The 23,246-nt window shown below is 45.7% G+C and carries 20 protein-coding genes; 17 read left to right on the top strand and 3 right to left on the bottom strand.

The annotated features are described in order from the left end of the window. The first annotated feature begins 18 nt into the window (after nt 1-18). The 15 genes from MED222_RS02360 to MED222_RS02430 all read left to right on the top strand — a co-directional run bounded on the left by MED222_RS02360 (nt 19) and on the right by MED222_RS02430 (nt 14,104). Nucleotides 19-279, top strand: coding sequence for a phosphopantetheine-binding protein (locus tag MED222_RS02360; RefSeq protein ID WP_009848590.1), 261 nt, complete (start codon nt 19-21; stop codon nt 277-279). Between the two features lie 10 nt (nt 280-289). Further along, complete coding sequence (locus MED222_RS02365; protein ID WP_009848591.1) at nt 290-547, top strand: acyl carrier protein; 258 nt, start codon at nt 290-292, stop codon at nt 545-547. Continuing rightward, nucleotides 547-1,104, top strand: a complete 558-nt coding sequence (locus tag MED222_RS02370) for a septation protein IspZ (protein ID WP_009848592.1) — start codon at nt 547-549, stop codon at nt 1,102-1,104. Before MED222_RS02365 ends, MED222_RS02370 begins: the two co-directional genes overlap by 1 nt. A gap of 6 nt (nt 1,105-1,110) precedes the next feature. Then, nucleotides 1,111-2,493 (top strand): AMP-binding protein, encoded by a 1,383-nt coding sequence (locus tag MED222_RS02375; RefSeq protein ID WP_009848593.1) that lies wholly within the window; start codon nt 1,111-1,113, stop codon nt 2,491-2,493. A gap of 87 nt (nt 2,494-2,580) precedes the next feature. Beyond that, nucleotides 2,581-2,943: an ApeI family dehydratase gene (locus MED222_RS02380; protein WP_009848594.1), complete on the top strand. Its 363-nt coding sequence runs from the start codon at nt 2,581-2,583 to the stop codon at nt 2,941-2,943. Next, a complete protein-coding gene (locus MED222_RS02385; RefSeq protein WP_009848595.1) occupies nt 2,936-4,756 on the top strand; it encodes a glycosyltransferase family 2 protein in 1,821 nt (606 codons plus the stop codon). Before MED222_RS02380 ends, MED222_RS02385 begins: the two co-directional genes overlap by 8 nt. Continuing rightward, complete coding sequence (locus MED222_RS02390; RefSeq protein WP_009848596.1) at nt 4,734-6,281, top strand: HAL/PAL/TAL family ammonia-lyase; 1,548 nt, start codon at nt 4,734-4,736, stop codon at nt 6,279-6,281. The genes MED222_RS02385 and MED222_RS02390 overlap by 23 nt, the downstream gene beginning before the upstream one ends. Nucleotides 6,282-6,320: 39 nt before the next feature. Further along, nucleotides 6,321-6,851, top strand: a complete 531-nt coding sequence (locus MED222_RS02395) for an acyl-CoA thioesterase (RefSeq protein ID WP_009848597.1) — start codon at nt 6,321-6,323, stop codon at nt 6,849-6,851. Next, nucleotides 6,838-7,536 carry a LolA family protein gene (locus tag MED222_RS02400; RefSeq protein ID WP_009848598.1) on the top strand — a complete coding sequence of 233 codons (699 nt, stop codon included), beginning with the start codon at nt 6,838-6,840 and terminating at the stop codon, nt 7,534-7,536. The genes MED222_RS02395 and MED222_RS02400 overlap by 14 nt, the downstream gene beginning before the upstream one ends. Next, nucleotides 7,508-9,880 (top strand): MMPL family transporter, encoded by a 2,373-nt coding sequence (locus MED222_RS02405; protein WP_009848599.1) that lies wholly within the window; start codon nt 7,508-7,510, stop codon nt 9,878-9,880. Before MED222_RS02400 ends, MED222_RS02405 begins: the two co-directional genes overlap by 29 nt. Beyond that, nucleotides 9,877-10,500, top strand: a complete 624-nt coding sequence (locus MED222_RS02410; RefSeq protein ID WP_009848600.1) for a DUF3261 domain-containing protein — start codon at nt 9,877-9,879, stop codon at nt 10,498-10,500. The genes MED222_RS02405 and MED222_RS02410 overlap by 4 nt, the downstream gene beginning before the upstream one ends. 5 nt (nt 10,501-10,505) lie before the next feature. Next, nucleotides 10,506-11,705 carry a beta-ketoacyl-[acyl-carrier-protein] synthase family protein gene (locus MED222_RS02415; RefSeq protein WP_009848601.1) on the top strand — a complete coding sequence of 400 codons (1,200 nt, stop codon included), beginning with the start codon at nt 10,506-10,508 and terminating at the stop codon, nt 11,703-11,705. Then, entirely contained in the window at nt 11,698-12,162 is a 465-nt protein-coding gene (locus MED222_RS02420) for a hotdog family protein (RefSeq protein ID WP_009848602.1), read from the top strand. Before MED222_RS02415 ends, MED222_RS02420 begins: the two co-directional genes overlap by 8 nt. Then, nucleotides 12,159-12,884: a 3-ketoacyl-ACP reductase FabG2 gene (locus MED222_RS02425; RefSeq protein ID WP_009848603.1), complete on the top strand. Its 726-nt coding sequence runs from the start codon at nt 12,159-12,161 to the stop codon at nt 12,882-12,884. Before MED222_RS02420 ends, MED222_RS02425 begins: the two co-directional genes overlap by 4 nt. Next, entirely contained in the window at nt 12,881-14,104 is a 1,224-nt protein-coding gene (locus MED222_RS02430) for a beta-ketoacyl-ACP synthase (protein WP_009848604.1), read from the top strand. The genes MED222_RS02425 and MED222_RS02430 overlap by 4 nt, the downstream gene beginning before the upstream one ends. Before the next feature lie 83 nt (nt 14,105-14,187). On the opposite strand, the gene gltX is transcribed toward MED222_RS02430, so the two are convergent. Beyond that, a complete protein-coding gene (gltX, locus tag MED222_RS02435; protein ID WP_009848605.1) occupies nt 14,188-15,615 on the bottom strand; it encodes a glutamate--tRNA ligase in 1,428 nt (475 codons plus the stop codon). 288 nt (nt 15,616-15,903) lie between these two features. Between gltX and MED222_RS02440 the strand changes: the two genes are divergently transcribed. Both MED222_RS02440 and MED222_RS02445 read left to right on the top strand, forming a co-directional pair. Continuing rightward, nucleotides 15,904-18,711: a heavy metal translocating P-type ATPase gene (locus MED222_RS02440; protein ID WP_083784155.1), complete on the top strand. Its 2,808-nt coding sequence runs from the start codon at nt 15,904-15,906 to the stop codon at nt 18,709-18,711. Then, on the top strand, nt 18,701-19,141 hold the full coding sequence (locus MED222_RS02445) for a DUF411 domain-containing protein (protein WP_009848607.1): 441 nt from the start codon (nt 18,701-18,703) through the stop codon (nt 19,139-19,141). The genes MED222_RS02440 and MED222_RS02445 overlap by 11 nt, the downstream gene beginning before the upstream one ends. 249 nt (nt 19,142-19,390) lie before the next feature. Here the strand turns inward: MED222_RS02445 and MED222_RS02450 are convergent, their stop codons facing one another. Beyond that, nucleotides 19,391-20,104 (bottom strand): oligogalacturonate-specific porin KdgM family protein, encoded by a 714-nt coding sequence (locus MED222_RS02450; protein WP_009848608.1) that lies wholly within the window; start codon nt 20,102-20,104, stop codon nt 19,391-19,393. A gap of 536 nt (nt 20,105-20,640) precedes the next feature. Beyond that, nucleotides 20,641-23,246: beta-N-acetylhexosaminidase (locus MED222_RS02455; protein WP_009848609.1), on the bottom strand; the 2,606-nt coding region annotated here is incomplete at its 5' end.

Here is a 23,246-nt window from a genome sequence, read left to right as displayed (position 1 = left end):
AGTACTAAGTAGGCCTAAGTGGAAACATTACACAACGAACTAAAACAACTGATTATCGACGCACTGAATCTTGAAGATATGAGCATTGATGAAATTGAAACGGAAGCACCACTGTTTGGTGATGGACTTGGATTAGATTCTATCGATGCCCTTGAGCTCGGCCTTGCTATCAAGAAAAAGTACAACATTGTTATCGATGCCGACGATTCAAACACTCGCCAGCATTTTGCATCGGTTGAAAACCTAGCTAACTACATTTCATCTAAAACGAACAACTAGACAGATCTTTATGACACAAGCTAACCAACAAGAAGTATTCAACCAGGTTAAAGATGCGCTTATCGAGCTGTTTGAGCTTGATGCTGAAGATATCACTCCAGAAGCACACCTTTATCTCGACCTCGACCTCGACAGCATTGATGCCGTTGATTTGGTCGTTCACTTACAGAACGTTACAGGTAAGAAGATCAAGCCTGAAGAGTTCAAAGCAGTACGCACCGTTAATGACGTTGTCGAGTCTGTCGTTGAACTATTGAAGGACGCATAATGCGTCCTCTGCTGACTTTACTGTCGGCAATCATACTTTTCACTTATCCAATAGCGGTTTACTTTGGACTCAACAAGTTTGGCCTACAAACCGTTGGTATCGTCTTAGCCGCTATTTTTGCTGTCCGCATTTTCACCGGTGGTCAGGCTAAAATCAAAGAGCTAAAACACCTAGCTTGGATCAGCGGAAGTGCCGGAATTGTTCTGCTGGCATTAGGGTTAACCTTCAAACAGCACGGCTGGCTAACTTATTACCCCGTCATCGTTAATGTTTGTATGCTGGTTGTGTTCGCCTCGAGCCTATGGCAACCGCAAACGATTATCGAGCGGCTTGCTCGCCTCCAAGAGCCAGAACTTCCACAAAGTGGCGTTGATTACACACGAATAGTCACCAAAGTTTGGTGTCTGTTCTTTGTTATCAATGGCTCTATCGCCCTTTACACCTGCTTCCAACCTCTTGAAATATGGACCCTATACAATGGCTTACTCAGCTATGTATTTGCAGGGTTGCTCTTTGCAGGAGAGTGGGTAGTAAGACAGCGCATTCGTCAGAGTTAAATTGTTATGACCCAAACCGTCTCTTACACTTCCTTGTCTGAACTTCTCAGTCAGAACAGATCGCCTGATTGTATTGTCTGCTTTGACGACAATAGCGAGATTTCGTGGCAAACATTTAACGACGACTTATCTCAACTCGTACAGCTTTTATCTTCATCCCCTTTTCAACGAGTTGCGATTTGCACCCAAGACAGCTACCTATTTTCAGTGGCCTTTTTAGCGTGCGCAGCCAGCAACAAACACATCATCTTGCCAGGTAACTATCAACCGTGTGCGCTTGCCGAGCTGAGTGAGCATTTTGACTGTCTGTTGGTCGATGATGCGATTGGTGCAGTGGAAATAAATGAAGTTCGCAATATCCAAACCTTATTAGACACCGAAATACGAGAACCTCTAACCGATAATCTTCCCGCCATTGAGTTAGCAGCAATCCAATTGACCTTGTTTACTTCAGGCTCAAGCGGTGCACCAAAAGCAATCCATAAGACCTTAGAACACCTAGATATTGAAATCGCTCAGCTAGATAAAAACTGGGGCGCCTTGCTTAAAGACAACCAAGTCCACAGCACCGTCTCACACCAACATATCTATGGTCTGTTGTTTCGAATCTTATGGCCGCTTTGTTCTAGCGTTCCATTTTCTCGAAACAATCTCGAATACCCGGAACAGATCCTGTCTCACGCTAACAAGCAGAGCGTGCTGATCAGCAGCCCTGCGCTACTCAAACGATTAAAACACGAGACAAAGTCTACGCATCTAGCGGGGGTATTCTCTTCTGGTGGCCCTTTACCTACCGAGTCGGCTCATCAATCACGAGGTCTGCTTGGGCATTTACCTATCGAAGTGTTTGGCAGCACAGAAACCGGCGGCATCGCGTTTCGTCAGCAACAGAGCGTTCAAACACCTTGGCAGCTTTTTGACTGTATTAAGGCCAGTCTCAATAGTGAGAATTGCATTAAGTTATTGTCGCCGTACATCGACAAAAACAACTGGTATCAAACCGCAGACGAGTGCGAAATGGTCTCAGATAATCAATTTATATTGAAAGGCCGAACCGACCGAGTGATCAAGATAGAAGAAAAACGAGTATCACTGGTTGAAGTTGAAAAGCGACTGGAGCAACTACCTTGGATAAGCGAGTGTGTGGTCATTCCCTTTGAAGAGCCTGAACGCTTAATCTTGGCGTCAGTTTTGGTATTATCAGAGGAAGGCCAAGCGACTCTCGCAACCATGAGTAAAGGTAAATTCTGGTTAATGTTACGTTCAGAACTCAGAAAATGGTTAGAGCCAATCGCTATTCCAAGAAAGTATCGTGTTGTTGATGAGATCCCCCTCAACAGCCAAGGCAAGCGACTAACCTCTCACATAGAGCAGCTCGTCAAATCATAAAAATCACTGGTCGCATTTTATACTGAGATTATCTTTTATATTTTTGTCAGAAGACCCATTTTAGCCCAAGGATTCTAAGCACACGCTATGGATAAGAGAAAACCAAACGTCATTGCTGTTGACACTGTAGAGAAAGAATCGACCCTGACACTCCATGTTACCGGAGACATCACCGATTTTAAGGGGCACTTTAAGAGCTTCCCTATTCTTCCCGGTGTGACACAAATTGACTGGGCACTTCACTATGCTGTCCAAGAGTTAAATGTCCCTGGTTACTTTAAAGGTATGGAGGTCATCAAATTCCAAGAGCCTATCCTTCCTGACGCCACAATCCAGCTATCACTCAAATGGGATGCTGACAAAGACAAGCTGAGCTTCAGCTACACCTCAAACAGCGGTGAACAGACCCACTCTTCAGGAAAAATGAAGCTGGGAGAGAAAAGTGAATAGCGCTCCTGCTGAGACTGCTTCTCAACACGTAACAAAAGAAAGCGACTACAAAGCTTGCTTCCTAATTCCGTGCTTTAACCACGGCGAAACCATGCCTGCAGTGGTGTCGTCACTCCATCATTTTGAGTTGCCGATCATCATCGTTGACGATGGCAGTGAACTCACCACGAAACAGTTTCTGGCTCCCTTAGTAGAGAATTCAAACGTAACCTTGGTGACGCTTGAGCAGAACCAAGGCAAAGGCGGTGCCGTAAAGGCTGGCATCAAGCGAGCACAGGAGCTCGGCTTTAGTCATGCCATTCAGATTGATGCTGACGGTCAACATGACCTAGACGCCCTACCCGCATTAATCGAAGCGTCACAAGCTAAGCCCCAGCGCCTGATCTCAGGTCAGCCTGTCTATGACGATAGCGTACCGAAGGCAAGGCTCTACGGGCGCTACGCGACACATATTTGGGTGTGGATAGAAACTCTATCTCTCTCAATTAAAGACAGCATGTGTGGCTTTAGAGCGTATCCAATCGATAAGACACAAACAGTACTGAATAAATACGATGTCGGTTCGAGAATGGACTTCGATATCGAGATTCTGGTTCGCTTATACTGGGAAGGTTGCGACATTGACTTCATTGAGACGCGAGTCATCTACCCTGAAAATGGTGTCTCTCATTTCGATGCGCTGTGGGACAACGTAAAAATCAGTTGGATGCATACTCGACTGTTCTTCGGCATGCTGCCAAGAGCCCCTAAGCTGATTGCTCGTCACTTCAAATCAGATTCTGAAGATCACCCAACGACTTCGACACAATTTTCAGAAAGCAATCAGGCGCAGCAAATACCAAATAGCACTGAACAGCCTCATTGGTCCAGAACTCAAGAGCGCGGCACAGTTCTCGGTATCAAACTGTTGTTAGCTGTGTACTCACTATTAGGCCGAGGTGTATTCAACCTAATTTTGCGCGGTGTGATGCGTTACTACCATTTGACAGGCAAACGCGCGCGAAACGCTTCTGAGCAATACCTATTCCAGCTTAAGACATACGCAGAGCAACAGAATATTGAGTTACCCGCTGAATTAACCAGTTATAACCACCTGCTTTCGTTTGGCCACACCATGCTAGACAAATTAGCCGCATGGAAAGGTGATTTCTCAGTCGATAACCTGACTATTCATGGTCAAGAGCAATTCGAAAGTATGGTGGAAAACCAGCAAGGTGTGCTAATCCTGGGTTCTCACCTTGGTAATATCGAGTTGTGCCGAGCTTTGGGACGTCGACACTCACACATCAAAATCAATGCGCTGGTCTTCACGGAACACGCCGAACGCTTTAATTCGGTGATGAAAGCAGTAAACCCACAATCTGATTTAAACCTGATTCAGGTGACATCGATGGGCCCTGATACCGCCATCTTGTTGCAACAAAAATTGGAGCAAGGTGAATGGATTGTGATCGTTGGCGATAGAACCTCCACCAGCAAAGAGAGTCGCTCAGTATGGGCAGAGTTCTTGGGTAAAGAAGCTCCCTTCCCTCAAGGGCCATTTATGTTAGCCTCTGTTCTCAAAGCGCCAGTATTCTTACTGTTTGGCCTACGAGATGACTCACAAACCAAACCGCATTTTAATGTCTATTTTGAGCATTTCAGCGACAAGATAGAGCTACCAAGGAAGACTCGCGAACAATCTTTACAGCAAGTCGTGCAGAAATACGCAGACCGACTTCAGCACTACACACTGAAAGCACCGCTTCAGTGGTACAACTTTTTTAACTTTTGGACATTGAGCAAGCACCATGACGAAAAAAAATCCAAATAGCATCACCTTTGGTGCCGAACGCCTCACGATTGAGGATGTTGTCGCTATTTCACAAGGCGCAAAAGCCTCGATGAACTCAAGTAATGAGTTCACATCAAAGATCGACCGCGGTGTCGCTTTTTTAGAACGCCTATTGAAAGAAGAAGGCGTGATCTATGGTGTGACAACGGGCTACGGTGACTCATGTACCGTTGCAATTCCGCCAAACCTTGTTGATGAATTACCACTGCATCTAACGCGCTTTCATGGCTGTGGTTTAGGCGAAATACTGTCTCATGAGCAAGCTCGTGCCGTATTAGCGACACGTCTTTGTTCATTGTCACAAGGTGTCTCTGGTGTGACGCACGATTTGCTCAACCAGATCGTCACTCTGATCAATCAAGATATCTCACCGCGTATTCCTCAAGAAGGATCGGTTGGTGCCAGTGGTGATTTAACGCCGCTGTCTTATCTGGCAGCTGCCCTGATTGGTGAGCGCGATGTCATCTACAAAGGTGAAGTTCGCCCTACTAGTGACGTTTACAAAGAGCTAGGGATTAACCCTATCAAGCTTAAGCCAAAAGAAGGCTTAGCATTGATGAATGGCACGTCAGTAATGACGGCTTTAGCTTGTATCGCCTACAAACGTGCAGAATACCTAGCTCAGCTGTCGACTAAGATCACCGCAATGGTGTCTGTAGGTATGCAAGGCAACGATTTCCATTTCGATGAGGCGCTGTTTGCAGTGAAGCCTCATCCGGGTCAACAGCAAGTTGCTGCATGGCTACGTGATGACTTACAAGCAGATCGCCCGCCACGCAACAGTGATCGCTTACAAGATCGTTACTCACTGCGTTGTGCTCCACATGTGATTGGTGTGGTTCAAGACTCTCTGCCTTGGCTACGCCAAATGATTGAGAACGAGCTCAACAGCGCTAACGATAACCCAATTATCGATGGCGACAATGAGCGCGTACTGCACGGTGGACATTTCTACGGTGGCCACATCGCAATGGCAATGGATACACTAAAAACAGCGGTAGCCAACCTTGCAGACCTACTTGATCGACAAATGGCGCAGTTGATGGATTACAAGTTCAACAACGGCTTGCCATTTAACCTAACCGGTGCTGAAGGCGAACGTAAACCAATCAACCACGGTTTCAAAGCGGTACAGATTGGCGTTTCAGCTTGGACAGCAGAAGCATTAAAACACACCATGCCAGCAAGCGTGTTCTCTCGTTCAACCGAGTGTCACAACCAAGACAAAGTCAGCATGGGCACTATTGCGGCTCGTGACTGCTTACGCGTTCTTGAACTGACTGAACAAGTAGCGGCAGCATCACTTCTGGCGGGGACACAAGCGCTTGAGCTTCGTAAACGCCACAATGAGCTTGATGAGCACCACATGAGTGAAAACCTAAAGCACATTCGCGACGAAGTGCTTAAAGAGTTTGAATTTATCGTAGAAGATCGACCACTTGAAGGCGATCTACGCCACTTCATTGCTCGTATTCAAAGTCAACACTGGTCACTTTACTCCTAGAGTAGCTAACCCTTTACGCAATATTGTTGAGAGCGATTTATGTCTGAAATCCTTCATCCATTAAAATCAGAGGTTACTTTAGTAACCTCATTCCAAGATGCCGACCCAATGGGCGTGATCTACCATGGCAACTACTTCCGATTTTTTGAAGAAGTTAGGCGCATCATGATGGATAAGATTGAGTACAACTACCATGAGATGAAGGATTCGGGCTACATGTGGCCGATCATCGACACGCGCGTAAAGTACATCAAAGCAATACCGTTTAATCATCAGATCACGGTATCCGCTAAGTTAACTGAATGGGAAAACCGCTTGCGTGTTGACTACGAAATTCACGATGCCAACACCGGTGCTCGTATGACACGCGCTCACACCATGCAGGTTGCAGTAACCATTGAAGAGCAAGAGATGTGTTTTGCTTCGCCGAAGGTGTTTACCGATAAAGTCGAACGCTGGCATCAATTTGGCTGCTTACCCCAATCAGCTGAGCAGCAACCAAACGACCAACAATCAGACCCATCTCAAGTATCTAACACACAGCAGCAGGTGAAACATGAGTCTGTTTAAACACGGCCGTAAGCAAATCAGTATCGCACTGCTAGGGCTTGCTTCAATGATGGCTAGTCACTTTGCTGGCGCTAGCGAGAACACAAATGCTGTCGGTTCTATTACAGAACTACAAACCGTGTTAAGCGAAAATAGTATCGTTCGTGGTGAGTTTACTCAAACACGCAACATGGAAATGTTCGCCCAACCTCTAACATCACAAGGTACTTTCCTGTTAGACAAGTCGAATGGTTTACTTTGGACACAAGCGACCCCCTTCCCTGTGAGCTTAGTGCTAACCGATAACAAACTGAGCCAAAGGTTTGCAGATCAACCCGCTAAAATCATCACCGACAAAGAAAACCCGATGGCGTTTTATTTCAGCCATATCTTCTTGTCAGTGTTTCATGGGGATACGCAAAAGCTTCAAGAGCAATTCTCACTTTCATTTGAACCAGCAACTGCGAAAAATTCTGATGAAAGTGCAAACTCAAGTTCAGAAGACACACGATGGACACTCACTCTAAAGCCAAAGAATGCACCAATGAACGCGGTGTTTGAAGCCATCACACTGCAAGGAAAAGGTGACATTGAACGTATCGAACTTAGAGAAGTTCGTGGGGACAGCACTGTGATCGAATTTAGCCAGTTAAGCCATCTACCGGAAGTATTATCAGATGCTGAAGCGCAACAATTCCAATTCTAGCCTAGCCCTTGCTTGGCTTGTTGTCGTAATACTGTTTAGCGGATTGTTGATCAAACAATTCGCTTTTTCTTCGTCGGTACCCATTGAAAGCAACATCATGAAATTGCTGCCAGAAAACCAGCAAGATCCCATGGTAGAGCAAGCCTTTCAGCAAATATCCAGCTCGATGAGCGAGCAAGTGGTGTTTATCATAAGTGCCTCCGACGTCGAACAAGCCATGACAGCGACTGACGCTTTTGAAAAAGCCCTCAACCAAAGATCTTTCTCAAATCAGCCAACTCTGTTTAAGCAAGTTCAAGGCAAGATCAACGCCAGCACGCAAAGCCAATGGAGCGATTTCTATTTTCGTCACCGAGCTCAACTTCTAACTCAACAACAAAAAGAGACGCTGACACACTCGCCGGATTCGCGAGCTCAATATGTCATTCAGTCTTTGTACAATCCGTTCTCAGGCGTCACCGCAGCAGAGCTATCTCTCGACCCATTCTTGTTATTTCGCGACTACATCAGTGCTGTTAGCGTTCAATCAAGTAACTTTGTTGTGAAAGAGGGCTACCTCACCGCTCAATCTAATGAGCAAACTCATATTTTGGTGACGGCGACTCTGGCAGGCTCACCTTATAGCTTGTCGATTCAAGAGCAACTTCCCGCTCTTGGTTCAATTGAGCGCGAGATCGAAAAGCAGTTTGGTGTCAAAGTGCAGCATACCGGTGTGGTGTTCTACGCCAATTACGGTACCGAAAGCGCGAAATCAGAAATCAGTACCATTGGTTTAGGCTCATTGGCAGGTGTGATTTTATTGGTGTGGCTGACGTTTCGTAGTGCCCTACCTCTTGCCTTGTCTTTGCTTTCAATCAGTACCGGATTATTGGTCGCACTGGCAAGCACCGTCGCTATCTTCGGTAAAGTTCACCTGTTTAGTTTGGTGTTCGGTGCCAGCTTAATTGGCGTATCCATCGATTACTCCTTTCACTACCTGACTGACCGCTTAGCAGCTGGGAGTAAATGGCAAAGTGAAAAAGGCTTGAAGCACATTCTCGTTGCGATAACCTTGGGTCTGATCACCAGCTTGATTGGCTACCTAGGTCTGTTGGTGGCACCTTTCCCTGGCTTGCAGCAACTTGCTCTGTTCTCGTCAATTGGACTTATTGCCGCTTACGCCAGCGTGGTGTGTTGGTACCCCGTTTTAGCGGCAAAACCAAGCCAAGAACGCCGTCTTCCCTTGTCGAAGCTTTGGCATACTTGGTTAAGCCTCTGGAACAACCAAAAGTTTAGAATTGGCTTACCATTAATAGTGACTGTCGTTAGTTTGATATCACTCAGTCAAATTCGCTACGATGACGATATTCGACAACTTCAGGCGATGCCAGAGCAACTCAAACAGCAAGAGCAAGCCATTACTGAGATATCAGGATTAGGCAGTGGTCAAAATATGCTGCTGGTGACTGCCAACAGCGATCAAAAACTGCTAAAAAAACTGGCTGAGATCACTACGAGCTTAGATTCTTTGGTCGATAGCCAAGGTATCTCAGGATATCGCAGCATCAATCAGCAATTGTTAAGTAAACAAGACCAGCATGATAACTATCAATTGGTTGAGCAACTCTATGACCAGCAAAGCCATATCTTACAGAACACACTTGGTTGGCCTAGCTTTCCAAAATTACCTAAGTTCGAAGCAATCACGGTATCTGGATTTTTAGAATCACCAGTGTCAGAACCTGTTCGACCACTTTGGTTAAAGCCGATAGACGGACAAGCAGCGTCAGTCATTTTGATCAAAGACGTCACAAATTCAGAACTGTTCTCTCAATGGCTTGATTCAAGCTTTGCTCAGCAGCAAGGTGTTAAATACCTCAATAAAGCCGATGAAATCTCTGCTCTCTTTGCGGAATATAGAGTCAAGATCACCGAGCTATTATTGATAGCTTTGGCCGCTATTGGGATGGTGTTAGGTTGGCGCTACGGTGTGAAGCAAAGCCTATTAATGCTGTTGCCTTCATTAATTGCCGGAGTCGCTGGTTTAGCGGTCACGGGCATTTTAGGCTCGACACTGAATCTGTTTAACCTGCTTGGACTGATTCTAATTTTAGGGATTGGTATCGACTATACCCTGTTCTTTGCTGAGCAGAAGAAATCACTAAGCACCTTATTGGCGATTACTTTGTCAGGCCTCACGACGTTACTCTCGTTTGGCTTATTATCGTTGAGTCAAACTCATGCCATTCATAGTTTCGGTGTTACCGTCCTAACTGGTATTTTCGTCGCGTGGTTGCTTTCGCCACTTGCAATCAACAACCAACAAGCAGCGGAAAAATCAAACTCTCGAGAGGCTTTTAGATGAACAAAACAATCAAGATAGCGCTCGTCGTTGGATTGGGCTTACTACTCAGCGCTTGTTCGATGGTGTCTCAACAGCCTACAGGCGCAAGTGTCGCAATCGATAAAGACACAGAGCTCGCCTTGCCGCTGCCTGCTGAACTGGGATACTCATTTACGGCGAGCCAGCTGATCAGCGCTACGTGGGAAAATGATACGCAGCAACTACCGGTTCAAGTCGAAGTCACATCAGACAAAGTCGTGTTGGCGGGTTTCTCCTCTTGGGGTACTCGCATTCTATCGCTGCAATACCAAAACCAAACGATTGATACTCAAGTTCTATCTGGTCTTGGCGCAACCCTGCCGCAACCCGAGCAAGTACTATTTAATTTAATGCTAACTCTATGGCCAGTTGAAGCATGGGCTCAACCTTTACAAGACATCGGTTGGTATTTGGTCGATACAGAAAACAGCCGCACCGTCTTTGATGAAAACCAACAGCCAATCATTGAAATTGATTACCAAGCAGAGCCCGGAGCACATAAAACGGCAGGCAATATTGTTTTCAAGCATTTGATTCAAGGCTACACCATCACCATTCAAACGTTGAACTCAACGATTGTCGACAACCCAAGTAAGAGCTAAACATTATGCCTATTTATATCCAAGACTGTGGTTTCCACTCCGCATTAGGCTCAAGCGTTGCTGACATTCATGGCTGCCTCAAAGGCGAGCATGAATCAAACATGGTTGAAGTGAGCGACATGCTAAACGACGGTAAGCCGACGGTCGTTGGTAAGGTGGCTGGCGAATTACCAGAAATCCCATCAGAACAAGCGGAATACGCCACTCGCAACAATCAACTGGCGTTATCGGCTGTTAATCAAATCAAAGACTCTATCGAGCAAGCAAAATCACAATTTGGTGCCGATAGAATTGCTGTAGTTATCGGCACAAGCACCTCGGGAATTTCTGATGGTGAAACTGCGTTTAAACACAAACTAGAACATGGCTCTTTCCCCGAAGATTTCCACTATTCAAAACAAGAGCTAAGCAACACCTCTGAGTTTGTTAGCCAACATTGTGCATTAACCGGGCCAAGCTATGCGATATCGACCGCTTGCTCATCAAGTGGCCGTGTATTTGTTACTGCCCAACGTTTGTTAGATTCAGGAATGGCTGATGCTGTGTTGGTTGGAGGTGTCGATACACTATGTAAACTGACGCTCAATGGCTTTCATGGTCTTGAAGCGCTATCAACCACACATTGTAAGCCCTTTAGCGCCTCTCGTGATGGCATCAACATCGGAGAAGCTGCGGCATTTATGTTGCTTAGCAAGACAAAACCAACCGCTACCAATACAACTCAAAGCACTTCGAATATAGCCCTATTAGGCTATGGCGACAGCTCCGACGCACACCATATTTCCGCGCCCCATCCAGAAGGGAACGGTGCAGAACAAGCAATGAGAAAGGCGTTAGATTCTGCACAGTTACGAGCAAAAGACATCGGTTATATTAATGCCCATGGCACCGCAACCCCACTCAATGATTCAATGGAAAGCAAAGCCATCCATCGTATTTTTGCAAACAAGGTTCCCGTCAGTTCAACCAAGCCTCTAACAGGACATACTCTTGGAGCGGCAAGTGCGATAGAGGCTGCAATTGCGTGGCATATTCTAAAATATGACTTACCACTCCCCTTACAAAAATGTCAGTATAAAGCTGAAGATATTGAGATTGATTTGGTAAACTGTTCCCAGAAACTTAAAGTAAAGAACATCTTAAGCAACTCGTTCGCTTTTGGTGGCAACAACATTAGCCTGATTTTTGGTGTAGTAAATGACTGATATCCCTTCTGTAGACCAACTTCTCCCACACGATGATCCGATGATATTAATCGATCGAGCTATCAACGTTGAGGCATTGTCGATTCACTGCCAGGTCGATATTGGCGCGCACAACCTATTCTTTGACGTCGAATCTCAAACGGTCCCAGCTTATGTTGGCATCGAGTTTATGGCGCAGTCTGTTGCAGCTTGGTCTGGATACCATGCGCTGAAAAACGGCACCACTCCTCCAATCGGCTTCTTACTCGGTTCTCGTCGCTACAAGTCACTGTGTGATGAATTTACTCAAGGTCAAATCCTTGATATCTATGCTGAACAACTCATGGAAGACAGTGGCATGGCCGTGTTTACCGCCCGAGTCGAAGACCAAGGCGAGTTAGTGGCTCAATGCCAACTCAACGTCTACGTGCCGACCGAACAAAAATTACAAGAAATGAAAACTAGGAGCCCATCATGACCCGTCAGGTTTTAGTCACTGGTGCCAGTAAAGGCATTGGTAAAGCGATCGCTATTCAACTCGCGAAAGACGGTTTTGAAATCGCCGTTCATTACATGGGTGACAAGCAAGGTGCTGAAGACACGTTAAGGTCGATCACCGGACTGGGTGGCGCTGGACGTCTGATCCAATTTGATATCAGCAATCGCAGCGAATGTCGCGAAACGCTTGAGTCAGATATTGCCGAGCATGGCGCTTACTATGGTGTGGTGAACAATGCGGGCATTACACGCGACACAGCCTTCCCTGCCATGACGGAAGAAGAGTGGGATGGCGTGATTCACACCAACCTCGACAGTTTCTACAATGTACTGCACCCGTGCGTAATGCCAATGGTTCAAAAGCGTAAAGGCGGTCGAATCGTTACTCTGGCTTCTGTATCCGGCATCATGGGAAACCGCGGTCAAACCAACTATGCCGCAGCAAAAGCGGGCGTGATTGGCGCTACTAAGTCACTTGCTCTAGAACTAGCAAAACGCAAGATCACAGTAAACTGTGTGGCTCCGGGTTTAATCGATACTGGCATGGTTGATGAGCATGTAAAAGAGCATGCGCTGCCTCAAGTTCCACTGCGCCGCATGGGTGAACCAGAAGAAGTAGCAGGCCTAGTCAGCTACCTAATGTCGGATATTGCCGGCTACGTAACTCGCCAAGTAATTTCAGTTAATGGAGGCTTAGTATGACCCGCCGCGTTGTTGTAACTGGCATGTCAGGCGTTACCGCTTTTGGCAACGATTGGCAGCACATCGAGCCAAAACTAAAAGCGTGTGAAAATGCGACCCAGTATATGCCAAGCTTTGAGCAGTATGATGGTCTAAACACTAAGCTTGCAGCTCCAATCGATGACTTCCAACTACCTAAGCACTATAAGCGTAAACAAGTACGTGGTATGGGCCGTGTGTCGCGCCTAGCAACCGTTGCTACTGAAAACGCGTTAGAGCAAGCAGGGCTGATTGGCCACGACGTTTTGACTAATGGCGAAACAGGCATTGCCTATGGTTCTTCAACCGGCAGTACTGACGCTGTTGGTGCATTTGGCGTGATGCTTAACGAGAAATCGACACGAGCTATCACCGCAACGACTTACGTTCAGATGATGCCACACACCGCAGCGGTCAACGTCGGGCTATTCTTTGGCTTACGTGGACGTGTGATTCCCACCAGCAGTGCCTGTACTTCAGGTAGCCAAGCGATTGGCTACGCCTATGAAGCGATCAAACACGGTTACCAAACCGTGATGGTTGCCGGTGGTGGTGAAGAGCTATGCCCAACCGAATCTGCCGTTTTTGATACCCTTTTTGCTACCAGTTTAAAAAACGACACGCCAGAAAAATCCCCTAGCCCTTACGACAGTGAGCGCGATGGCCTGGTTATCGGTGAAGGTGCTGGTACGCTTGTTCTTGAAGAGTATGAACATGCGGTTGCTCGCGGTGCAAAGATCTACGCGGAAATCATCGGTTTTGCCAGCAACTGCGATGCCGCCCATGTGACCCAACCTCAAATGGAAACCATGCAAATCTGTATGGAGAAAGCGCTGAAAGATGCACAGCTTCCTGCTGAAAAAATTGGTTACGTTTCGGCGCACGGAACGGCAACAGATAAAGGCGATATTGCAGAAAGTAATGCGACCGCGAACATTTTTGGTGAAGTGCCAATCAGCTCATTAAAAAGCTACTTTGGTCATACGCTTGGAGCGTGTGGTGCCATTGAGGCTTGGTTGAGCCTAGAAATGATGCATTCCGGTTGGTTCAGCCCAACATTGAACCTTGAAAACATCGACGAACGCTGCGGCAAACTCGATTACATTACAGGTTCTGGTCGCGAATTGAATGTTGAGTATGTAATGAGTAATAACTTTGCCTTTGGCGGAATCAACACTTCAATCATCTTCAAGAAAATCTGAGCTTAGCTAGATAAAACTCAAGACAAATAAAAAGGGTCAGTAACCAAGTTACTGACCCTTTTTTCAATCTAGCTAATACTCAATTAAGCGTTAGCTTCACGCTCAGCGATGAACTCAAGAGCCATCTTGATGCGAGCGATTACGCGCTCTTTACCAACAAGCTCCATCACTGCATCAACAGAAGGAGACTGGCCGCCACCTGTTACTGCTACGCGAAGTGGCATACCGATTTTACCCATGCCTACCTCTAGCTCTTCACATACTGCTGCAATCACACCATCTTTGATGTTTGCAGTAGTGAAATCCTCAAGCGCTTCAACCTTAGCAAGAGCAAGCTCTAGTGGGCCTTTAGCAACACCACGTAGGTGCTTCTTCGCTGCGCCAGCTTCAAACTCAGAGAAATCTTCGTAGAAGTAACGAGACTGTTCAGCAAGTTCGATAAGCGTATTACAACGCTCGCCAACTAGCGTGATCACTTCAGTGATAGCCGGGCCGTTTGTTGTATCGATCTTTTGTGCGTCTAGGTGCCATTGCAGGTATTTAGCAACGTACTCAGGCTCAGAAGTCTTGATGTAGTGGTTGTTCAACCAAAGTAGCTTATCAGTGTTGAATGCAGAAGCAGACTTGCTGATTGCGTTCAGGCTGAAGAATTCAATCATCTCTTCTTGAGAGAAGATCTCTTGGTCACCGTGAGACCAACCTAAACGAACTAGGTAGTTGTTTAGTGCATTTGGTAGGTAACCTTCGTCGCGGTATTGCATTACAGAAACAGCACCGTGACGCTTAGAAAGTTTCGCACCGTCATCACCAAGAATCATTGCACAGTGAGCGAAAGTTGGAACTGGCGCGCCTAGTGCTTCATAGATGTTGATTTGACGAGGTGTGTTGTTGATGTGGTCTTCACCACGTACAACGTGTGTAATTCCCATGTCCCAGTCATCCACTACAACAACGAAGTTGTATGTTGGTGCACCGTCTGTACGACGAATGATTAGGTCATCAAGTTGGCTGTTAGAGATTTCGATGCGACCACGGATTTGGTCATCAAAGACTACACTGCCTTCTTTAGGGTTACGGAAACGGATAACGCATGCATCACCTTCTTTTGCTGCTTCGTTTGCTGCAACAATTTTAGGGTGGTTCGCATCGTAACGAGCCATTTCTTTGTTTTCTTCTTGCTCTGCACGAATTTCGTCAAGCAGCTCTTTAGACGCATAGCATTTGAAAGCTTTGTCTTCAGCAAGTAGCTTATCAACCATTTCGTTGTAACGGTCAAAACGCTTAGATTGGTAGTAAGGACCTTCATCCCATTCCATACCCATCCATTGCATGCCTTCTAGAATTGCATCAACCGCTTCTTGAGAGTTACGCTCAAGGTCCGTGTCTTCGATACGTAGAACGAATTCACCACCTTGGTTCTTAGCGAATAGCCAAGAGTAAAGTGCAGTACGTGCACCACCAACGTGAAGATAGCCAGTTGGGCTAGGAGCAAAACGAGTTTTAACCGTCATTTAAATACCTTGATTATGTAGGTGATTCTTTTAGTGATTGCCATTACAAAGCCTGCAACAGAAAAATATCACTAAATTTTGGGCGCTATTTTATCACCACCGCTTAAATCTACAATCAGTAGTGAATGATTAATGCGCTGATCTTGTACGAAAGCTATCGTAGAAGGAGAAAACCAATAGCTCAAGCACATGTCAAATGCTCTAAAACGACAAATTCTCGCCACGCTCGCGATAAACCTCATCTATTCCATCACTCAATATTCCAGCAAATATCAAATTCTTGAATTTATGTTTGACCTTACCCTTACGGGAAGGTTTATGTTAGGGCTAGATGAAAATTGGAGTATCGATATGAACCATTACACAGCTGTGCTCAACGGCCTAAATTGCATGGGGTGTGCTGAGAAGGTCCGCACATTGTTTGACGATCTCGATAATACGAAGATCAACGACATATCGCCGACCTACATCGATATTTCTACTCCTTTTAGTTACGTTCAACTCAACCAACAGTTAGCGACCCTTGGTTATTCCATGGGTAATTCGCTGCATCTTTCATTATCAGGGCTCAGCTGTGGTAAGTGCGTGAGTAAATTGACTCAAGCGCTTGAGCAGACCGAGCTAATCTCAGACCTAGAAGTCAGCAAACATGAATTGTCGTTGGTTACTCTGCTTTCAGAATCCGAGCTTATTGAGCTAATCGAAAGTGTGGGTTATCACGCGGCTCCCTACTCTGAGGTTAATGAGCCTTTATCTAATTCAGAAGACGATAAAAAAACAGCGCCAGTGGAGCAGACACAAGATAAACCTGCTGCTAGCCAATATACCTATCACCTTGTTCTTGAGGGAATGACGTGTGCGAGTTGTGTTTCTTCGGTAGAGAAAGCGCTGAAAAAGAATGAGTTCGTCGACCAAGCTCAGATCAACCTCGCTGAACAGACAGCCTTGGTCTTCACATCTGAAACACGTGACGTCATCGAGAGCGCGCTAATAGAATCGGTAACAACCGCAGGTTATGGTGCCGAGTTCGTTGATGACGCGGCGACTCAACAACAAAAACAGCAAAAACAACAACTTCGTACCCAAAAAGCTTTCCTAAAGAATTCAGTAAGTGCACTGCTGATCGGTGCTCCGCTGATGGCGTGGGGTCTGTTCGGTGGCAGCATGACCATTGCTACATTTAATGACCAATTGGCTTGGGGGTTGGTCGGAGTCGTCTGTTTGATACTGCTTGCGACCTCAGGACGCAGCTTCTTTACTAACGCTTGGCAATCACTGATGCACAAGCGTGCAACCATGGATACCTTGGTCGCTCTAGGCACTGGCGCCGCGTGGTTCTACTCAATGCTGGTTGTGCTAATTCCATCATGGTTCCCAGAACCATCACGCCATGTCTATTTTGAAGCGAGCGCAATGATTGTTGGCCTTATTTCTTTGGGTCACTACATTGAAGCCAAAGCCAAGGCACGCACCACCAAATCTTTGCAGGCACTGATTAATTTACAACCTCAAAAGGCTGTGGTTATCGTCGATGGTAAAGAGCAAACCATCGCTGTAGAAGCCATTCAAGTCGGTATGCAAGTTCGAGTGAAACCGGGAGAAAAAGTCCCTGTCGATGGTGTCGTGGTATCTGGCGAATCTTATATCGATGAATCGATGCTGACTGGCGAACCGCTTCCCAACGTTAAATCAATTAATGATGGCGTTTCAGCAGGTACCATTAATGGTGATGGCAGCTTAATCATTGAAGCCACGGGAATCGGCTCAAGCACCATGTTGGCTCGAATCATTCAAATGGTTCGCCAAGCGCAAAGCAGTAAACCAGCAATCGCCAAGCTTGCCGACTCTATCTCAGCCGTTTTTGTTCCGGTTGTGGTTGCGATCGCTGCCGTTGCTGCCCTAGTTTGGTTTTTTGTAGGCCCACAACCAAGCGCCAGTTACATGTTAGTGGTATCAACCACAGTGCTGATCATCGCTTGTCCATGTGCATTAGGCCTAGCCACACCGCTTTCGATTACTGTTGGCGTCGGTAAAGCGGCTGAGTTTGGCGTTCTTATTAAAGATGCGGATGTATTGCAGTCTGCCAGCAAGATCGATGCTGTTGTGTTTGATAAAACAGGGACATTGACCCAAGGCAAACCAAGCGTTCAACAGGCCTTTTACTCTAATCTAACGGAACAAGAATTACTGGCTTACGCTTATTCAGTAGAAGTGGGATCTGAGCACCCGCTTGCCAAAGCCGTTTGCCAATATGCAGAGAGCTTGGAAGTTTCAGTACTCCCACACAGCGAATTTGAAAACCAACGAGGGCTTGGGGTTCAAGCAACAATTAACGGCAAGAACGTGCAAGTTGGCTCGCTTAAGTACCTCACCCAATTAGGTATCAATACAGAGATTGGCGCGGACTTTATCGAGCTTTGTCGAACACAAGCGTGGACGCCTATTTTCATTGTGATTGACCAAAAACTGGAAGGCATATTGGGCATTTCAGACGCGTTAAAAATAGATAGCAAACAGGCGATAGCTCAACTAAAATCCGCCGGAATTCACACTGTGCTATTAACGGGCGACAACGACTCTGTGGCTCAAGCAATAGGTAAAAACGTCGGTATCGACGAGGTTATCTCGGAAGTACTACCAGAGCAGAAAGCTCAGCATATTGTTCAGCTTCAACAACAATATAAGAGCGTTGCCATGGTAGGAGACGGTATTAACGATGCACCAGCTCTTGCTCAAGCGGATATAGGAATCGCAATGGGTAGCGGCAGCGATGTGGCGATTGAAAGTGCGCAAATGACACTACTCAACTCGTCGCCCTTATCGGTCAGTAACGCGATAGAGCTTTCCCAAGCAACAGTGAGAAACATGAAGCAAAACCTCTTTGGTGCCTTTATCTATAATTCACTTGGTATTCCAATTGCGGCTGGTGTGCTCTACCCATTTTTTGGATTTTTACTTAGCCCTGTCGTTGCAGGCGCTGCGATGGCGATGTCATCAATCACCGTAGTCAGCAATGCCAACAGATTAAGATTGTTCAAACCCACTCATTATAATATCAACAAAAACCAAATTCATGAGGTTCACCATGATTCGTAAAGTTATGACTCTTACTGCACTCGCTGCAATTTCAGGACAAGCTCTCGCTACTAATGTACTAAACCATAAGTCTCCATATTGTGGCTGCTGCACAGAATGGACAGAACACATGCAAGACGCAGGTTTCGATGTCACAGAGAAACTCCATGATGACATGAACCCAATCAAGCGGAAGTTAGGAGTAACGCAAAAACTAGCCTCTTGCCATACGGCAGAGATCGACGGTTACGTATTTGAAGGGCACATTCCTGCAGAGGACGTGAAAGCCTTTTTAGAGAACCCACCACGCAATGCGATTGGCTTGGCGGTTCCAGGCATGCCAATGGGCTCTCCGGGCATGGAGTATGGCGATAAGAAAGACGAGTATTCTGTGTATGCATTTAACGAGAAAGGTCAGGTGTTTGAATACCGTCATTACAACGGAAAATAAAACGTAAATAGACCTACGATCAGCAATAAAAATAGAGCCTAGCATTAAGCAAACCCAAGACTGTGGTTTACTTACTAGGCTCTTTGCTTTTGGACAGTAAAGCAAATCTTGTCGCGGCACCAACCGGGCTGTTAGTACCACTATGTTTTCGTCGCTAGTTAGCAAAAACTCTATTTAACAAAAAAGCTAATTAGCGAAGAAACTCACTTGGCTAATAATCTAATCGATTAAGCAGCCAAGTGAGTCAGCTTAGAAGCCGTAAGATGCACCGAATACGAATGCGTTGTTTGTTTTAGACGCGCCGTTCGCGAAATCAACTCCGTTAGCTTGGCTACGGAATTCGAAGTAAGGTTGAACACCTTGACGAGTCCATGTTGCACGAAGCTCGTGATCCATAGCTTCAGCATCAATCATGTATACGTTGTTGTAGCTCAGCGCTAGATCTTCGTTTACAGAGTAAGCAATGCGGTTATCCATGCGGTAATCAGTGTCTGCATCTGCAGAAGTGTCATCGATGTGTGCACGAGTACGGTTACTAATAGAGATACCGTTATCGAAGTTGTAGCCAATTTTAACCAATGGACGGAACTGAATGCTCTCGCCAGCAGAGAAGACATGTTGGTAACCCGCTGCAACCCATAGGTTGTCAGTGATATTGAAAGCTTGCTCACCACCAACAGTGATGAATGCATTTGCTTGACCAGTTGTTGCGTCGCCACCAGTTTCAGCAGCAGTTAGACCTTCAAGGTCGCCAAGTTGGATGCCATCAAACTCAGTGTAAACAGTTAAACCGCCTAGAGAGTTGTCAAACGTGTGGCCAGCTTCTAGAGTCGAAGTCATATCAGAACCGTGGATACGGCCATCGTCGTGAAATTGGATATTACCTGTAACGTAAGAAGAACCAGCGAAAGCACTAGAAGCGAAAGCAAGAGAAAGTGCACTTAGAGCGATAATTTTTTTCATAGTAAACTGCCTTAGTTTAAATTTTTCAGCGACATATCTTCGGTATATCATTCACCTTCGCCGCTTGAGTAATTGGTAGCCTCCCTGGCATGAAATCTATCTTGCTCGATTTAATTTACGTTTCAAAATAAAAGGGCAAGCAGAGTGATCTCTCTCACCATCAAAAAAGGGAAAGTTATTTAACTTAAGTAAATCAATAACTTAAAAACATAAAAATAGATAAAAAAAGAAACCCAATAATCAAAACGGATCAAGATCACGTTATTTCACGGCATAAAATTAGATTCAGTTGTTTCAATCACACCTGATTTATAGTTTTTTATGGCGGACTTATTTTTTGAAGAGAAGAATGAGAAGTGCGTCACTTTTGCGATGAAGCTCACCTTATGTGCATTGTTGACGTTATAAACAAAGGTTATTTCTATATGTTTCAGTTTAAGGAATGTACCGAACTTAGTTTGGACGAAAAAAAAGCTCCCACTTTTATCTGAGTAAGATAATAGTTAGGGAGCTCATCTATTAATGTTGCTTATCGATTATTTCACCGAAGTCACTCGACTTACTTTCTCGCCACTTTCAGAGATAGAGCGGATGTAAGTTTCGCCTGAAACCGAAGGACGTTGTTGCTCATCGTACGTTAACCAGTTTTCACCATCCGCTGAGTATTGAAGCTCTACGCCAGGGAATTGAACGTTCATCGCTAGCTTGCCATCAATAACTTTTGCCCCCGGAACTGGTAGTCGGTAATCAATACCCGCTTTCTCAAGCTTAGCCAGTTCACGTTGACCAACAATATTCGCGAAGCGATTAAAGTCGTTGTTTAAAGACTGCTTATTTACTAGGTCGGTATCTTGAGAGTATTCAACGCCCACTTTGTAGTCGTTTTCCCAATCAGCTCTGTGCCATGCGCGCTCTGCTGCTGCAAGTACGCGAGGGAACACCATGTATTCATACTGCTCGTCGGTACGTACTGTTTCAGACCAAAGCTGTGCAGACAAGCCGTAGAAAGGTTTTGCTTCAATCTCGCCTTTACCAGTGAAGCCATTGCCGTCACGGTCTAATGAGGTTTCCGCGTTTTGTGGCATGTTTTCTGGTGCGAAGCCAAACATCTTACGAGTATCCGTTGCACGCGTTGCCCAGTAGTAACCTCGCTCTGCTGCGTCAACTTCGTATGGCATATCCATGTATACGTAATCTGGGTTAGAGACAATCACGTCATAACCTTTCGCTGACCAGTCGTACACTGATGAAGTGCCGCCCCAGTAAAGAACGTCCCAGAAGTTAACGCGAGTCGTTTCAGTAGCGAAGCCAGATTCACCCTCTTCCACATACTTCAAGCCATCTTGCCAAGCTTGGAAGTGAGGAATGCCTTTGTCTGCAACAATTTTTGATACTTCTTTTGCAAAGTAGCCAGGCAGGTGACCAAAATCACTCACTGAACCACCAGCAATCAAAGACTGACATTGTGGAGACTGTTGGAATGGCTTGTCTTGCTTGTCTAGCTCAATGTTACCTTTCCATGCCACTTTGTCTTGAGCATCAACATCTTGAAAGCCTGCGCCTAGCTTGATGTTTTTCGCTTCATCACCACCAAAGTGCCAAGTCGTTAGTGGCATACCTGCTTCATTGTGCATAGCTGCAATTTCAGTAATCACTTTATCAACAAAGCGAGTCGATGATTCCATACATGGGTTGATGAAGCTGTGCTTATCGTAGAACTGAATCGTCGTCACGTTTGAAGTATCTTGTGGATCCATCAAGCGATATTCACTTGCTTCAGCTTCTTTGCCTTCCGCCATTAGGCGAGTGTAACGCGCTTCCATAGATACCACAGCAGAACGAGCGTGTGCTGGCATATCAATTTCTGGAATTACTTCGATGCTGCGCGCTTTTGCGTAGCTTAAGATCTCGACGTAATCCGCTTTACTAAAGAAACCAGAGCCAAAGTTGTCTGTTGTTGGACCTGAACCTAACTGAGGCAGTAAACAGCTTTGCTCTTCCAAATCAAAACAACGATTAGACCCTACATCCGTTAGCTCTGGTAAACCTGGGATTTCTAAACGCCAACCTTCATCATCCGTTAAGTGAAGGTGAAGTTTATTCATCTTGTATGCAGCCATTTGATCTAGCGTCGCTAGGATGGCATCTTTTGAGTGGAAGTTTCGAGCAACATCCACCATCACACCACGGTAATCAAAGCGTGGTGCATCTTTGATCGACAGTTGTGGTAGTGATTCAGCGTTCTGACTGTCTATTAGGCCAAAAATAGACTGAACTGCGTAGAAAGCACCTGTTTTATCAAACGCTTTAATCGCAATCCCCTCTTCCGAGATGCTTAGTTCATAAGCGCCAGATTTTGCTAAATCACCCGTAAACTGAGTAGGAACAACGGCAACACTAACAGGTAGGTCGCCACTCACATCTACGTTTACCACATCTGCACGTTCTTCAATTGCAGCGAACTGCTCAGCATCGAATGCCTCTTTCGGTAATGCAATACCACCAGCAATGCTCACTGAACCTTCACCCGCTTCTACCGACATTGGGGTTGGTAAAAGCGTTGTTGAAACGTCTTGCGTTGCTAGATCCGCATTCTTTTCGAAACGCGTAACAGCAGTCGCCATGACATTGTTGTCATCAGGTGTACGCTTAAGGTTGTTTCCTTCCAAACCTGTTACGAACGACGCGACATCTTCAGTATTCAATGAAGCAATCATCTTAGGTTCTGCGTTTGGCGCAGTTACGAATGCACCCGGCATAAAGTCAGTTTCAAACAGTTGCCAGTACTCACTCGTTAACGGAAGAATCACTTCTTCACCAGCGGCAAAACCATCGAACTTATCTGTTGGTTCTAGTTTGTGTAGGTCACCCGTTACACGAGTGATTTTAAATTGTTCGTTATCAACATCTAAAATAAGGCGAATACTATGGAAGTAGATAGTCCAATCTTTCGAATCAATCGCTTCACCGTCATTGGTCAGGGTCATGTTCACTTTATTACATGACGCCCACTCAGCACCTAGGTCCTGACAAGCCATGCCTTCATTCGCACCGTGATTGGTTAGAATTTCATATTGCACATCAAGGTTATCAGCCAGTGCATTAACCACCTGTTGCTCAGGTGCTTGCGTTACAGCACAAC

It is taken from the genome of Vibrio sp. MED222 (assembly GCF_000153005.1).
Taxonomy (GTDB): Bacteria; Pseudomonadota; Gammaproteobacteria; order Enterobacterales; family Vibrionaceae; genus Vibrio; species Vibrio tasmaniensis_A.
The sequence above is the reverse complement of the archived record's forward strand: the minus strand, read 5'-3'. Positions and strand labels throughout refer to the sequence as shown.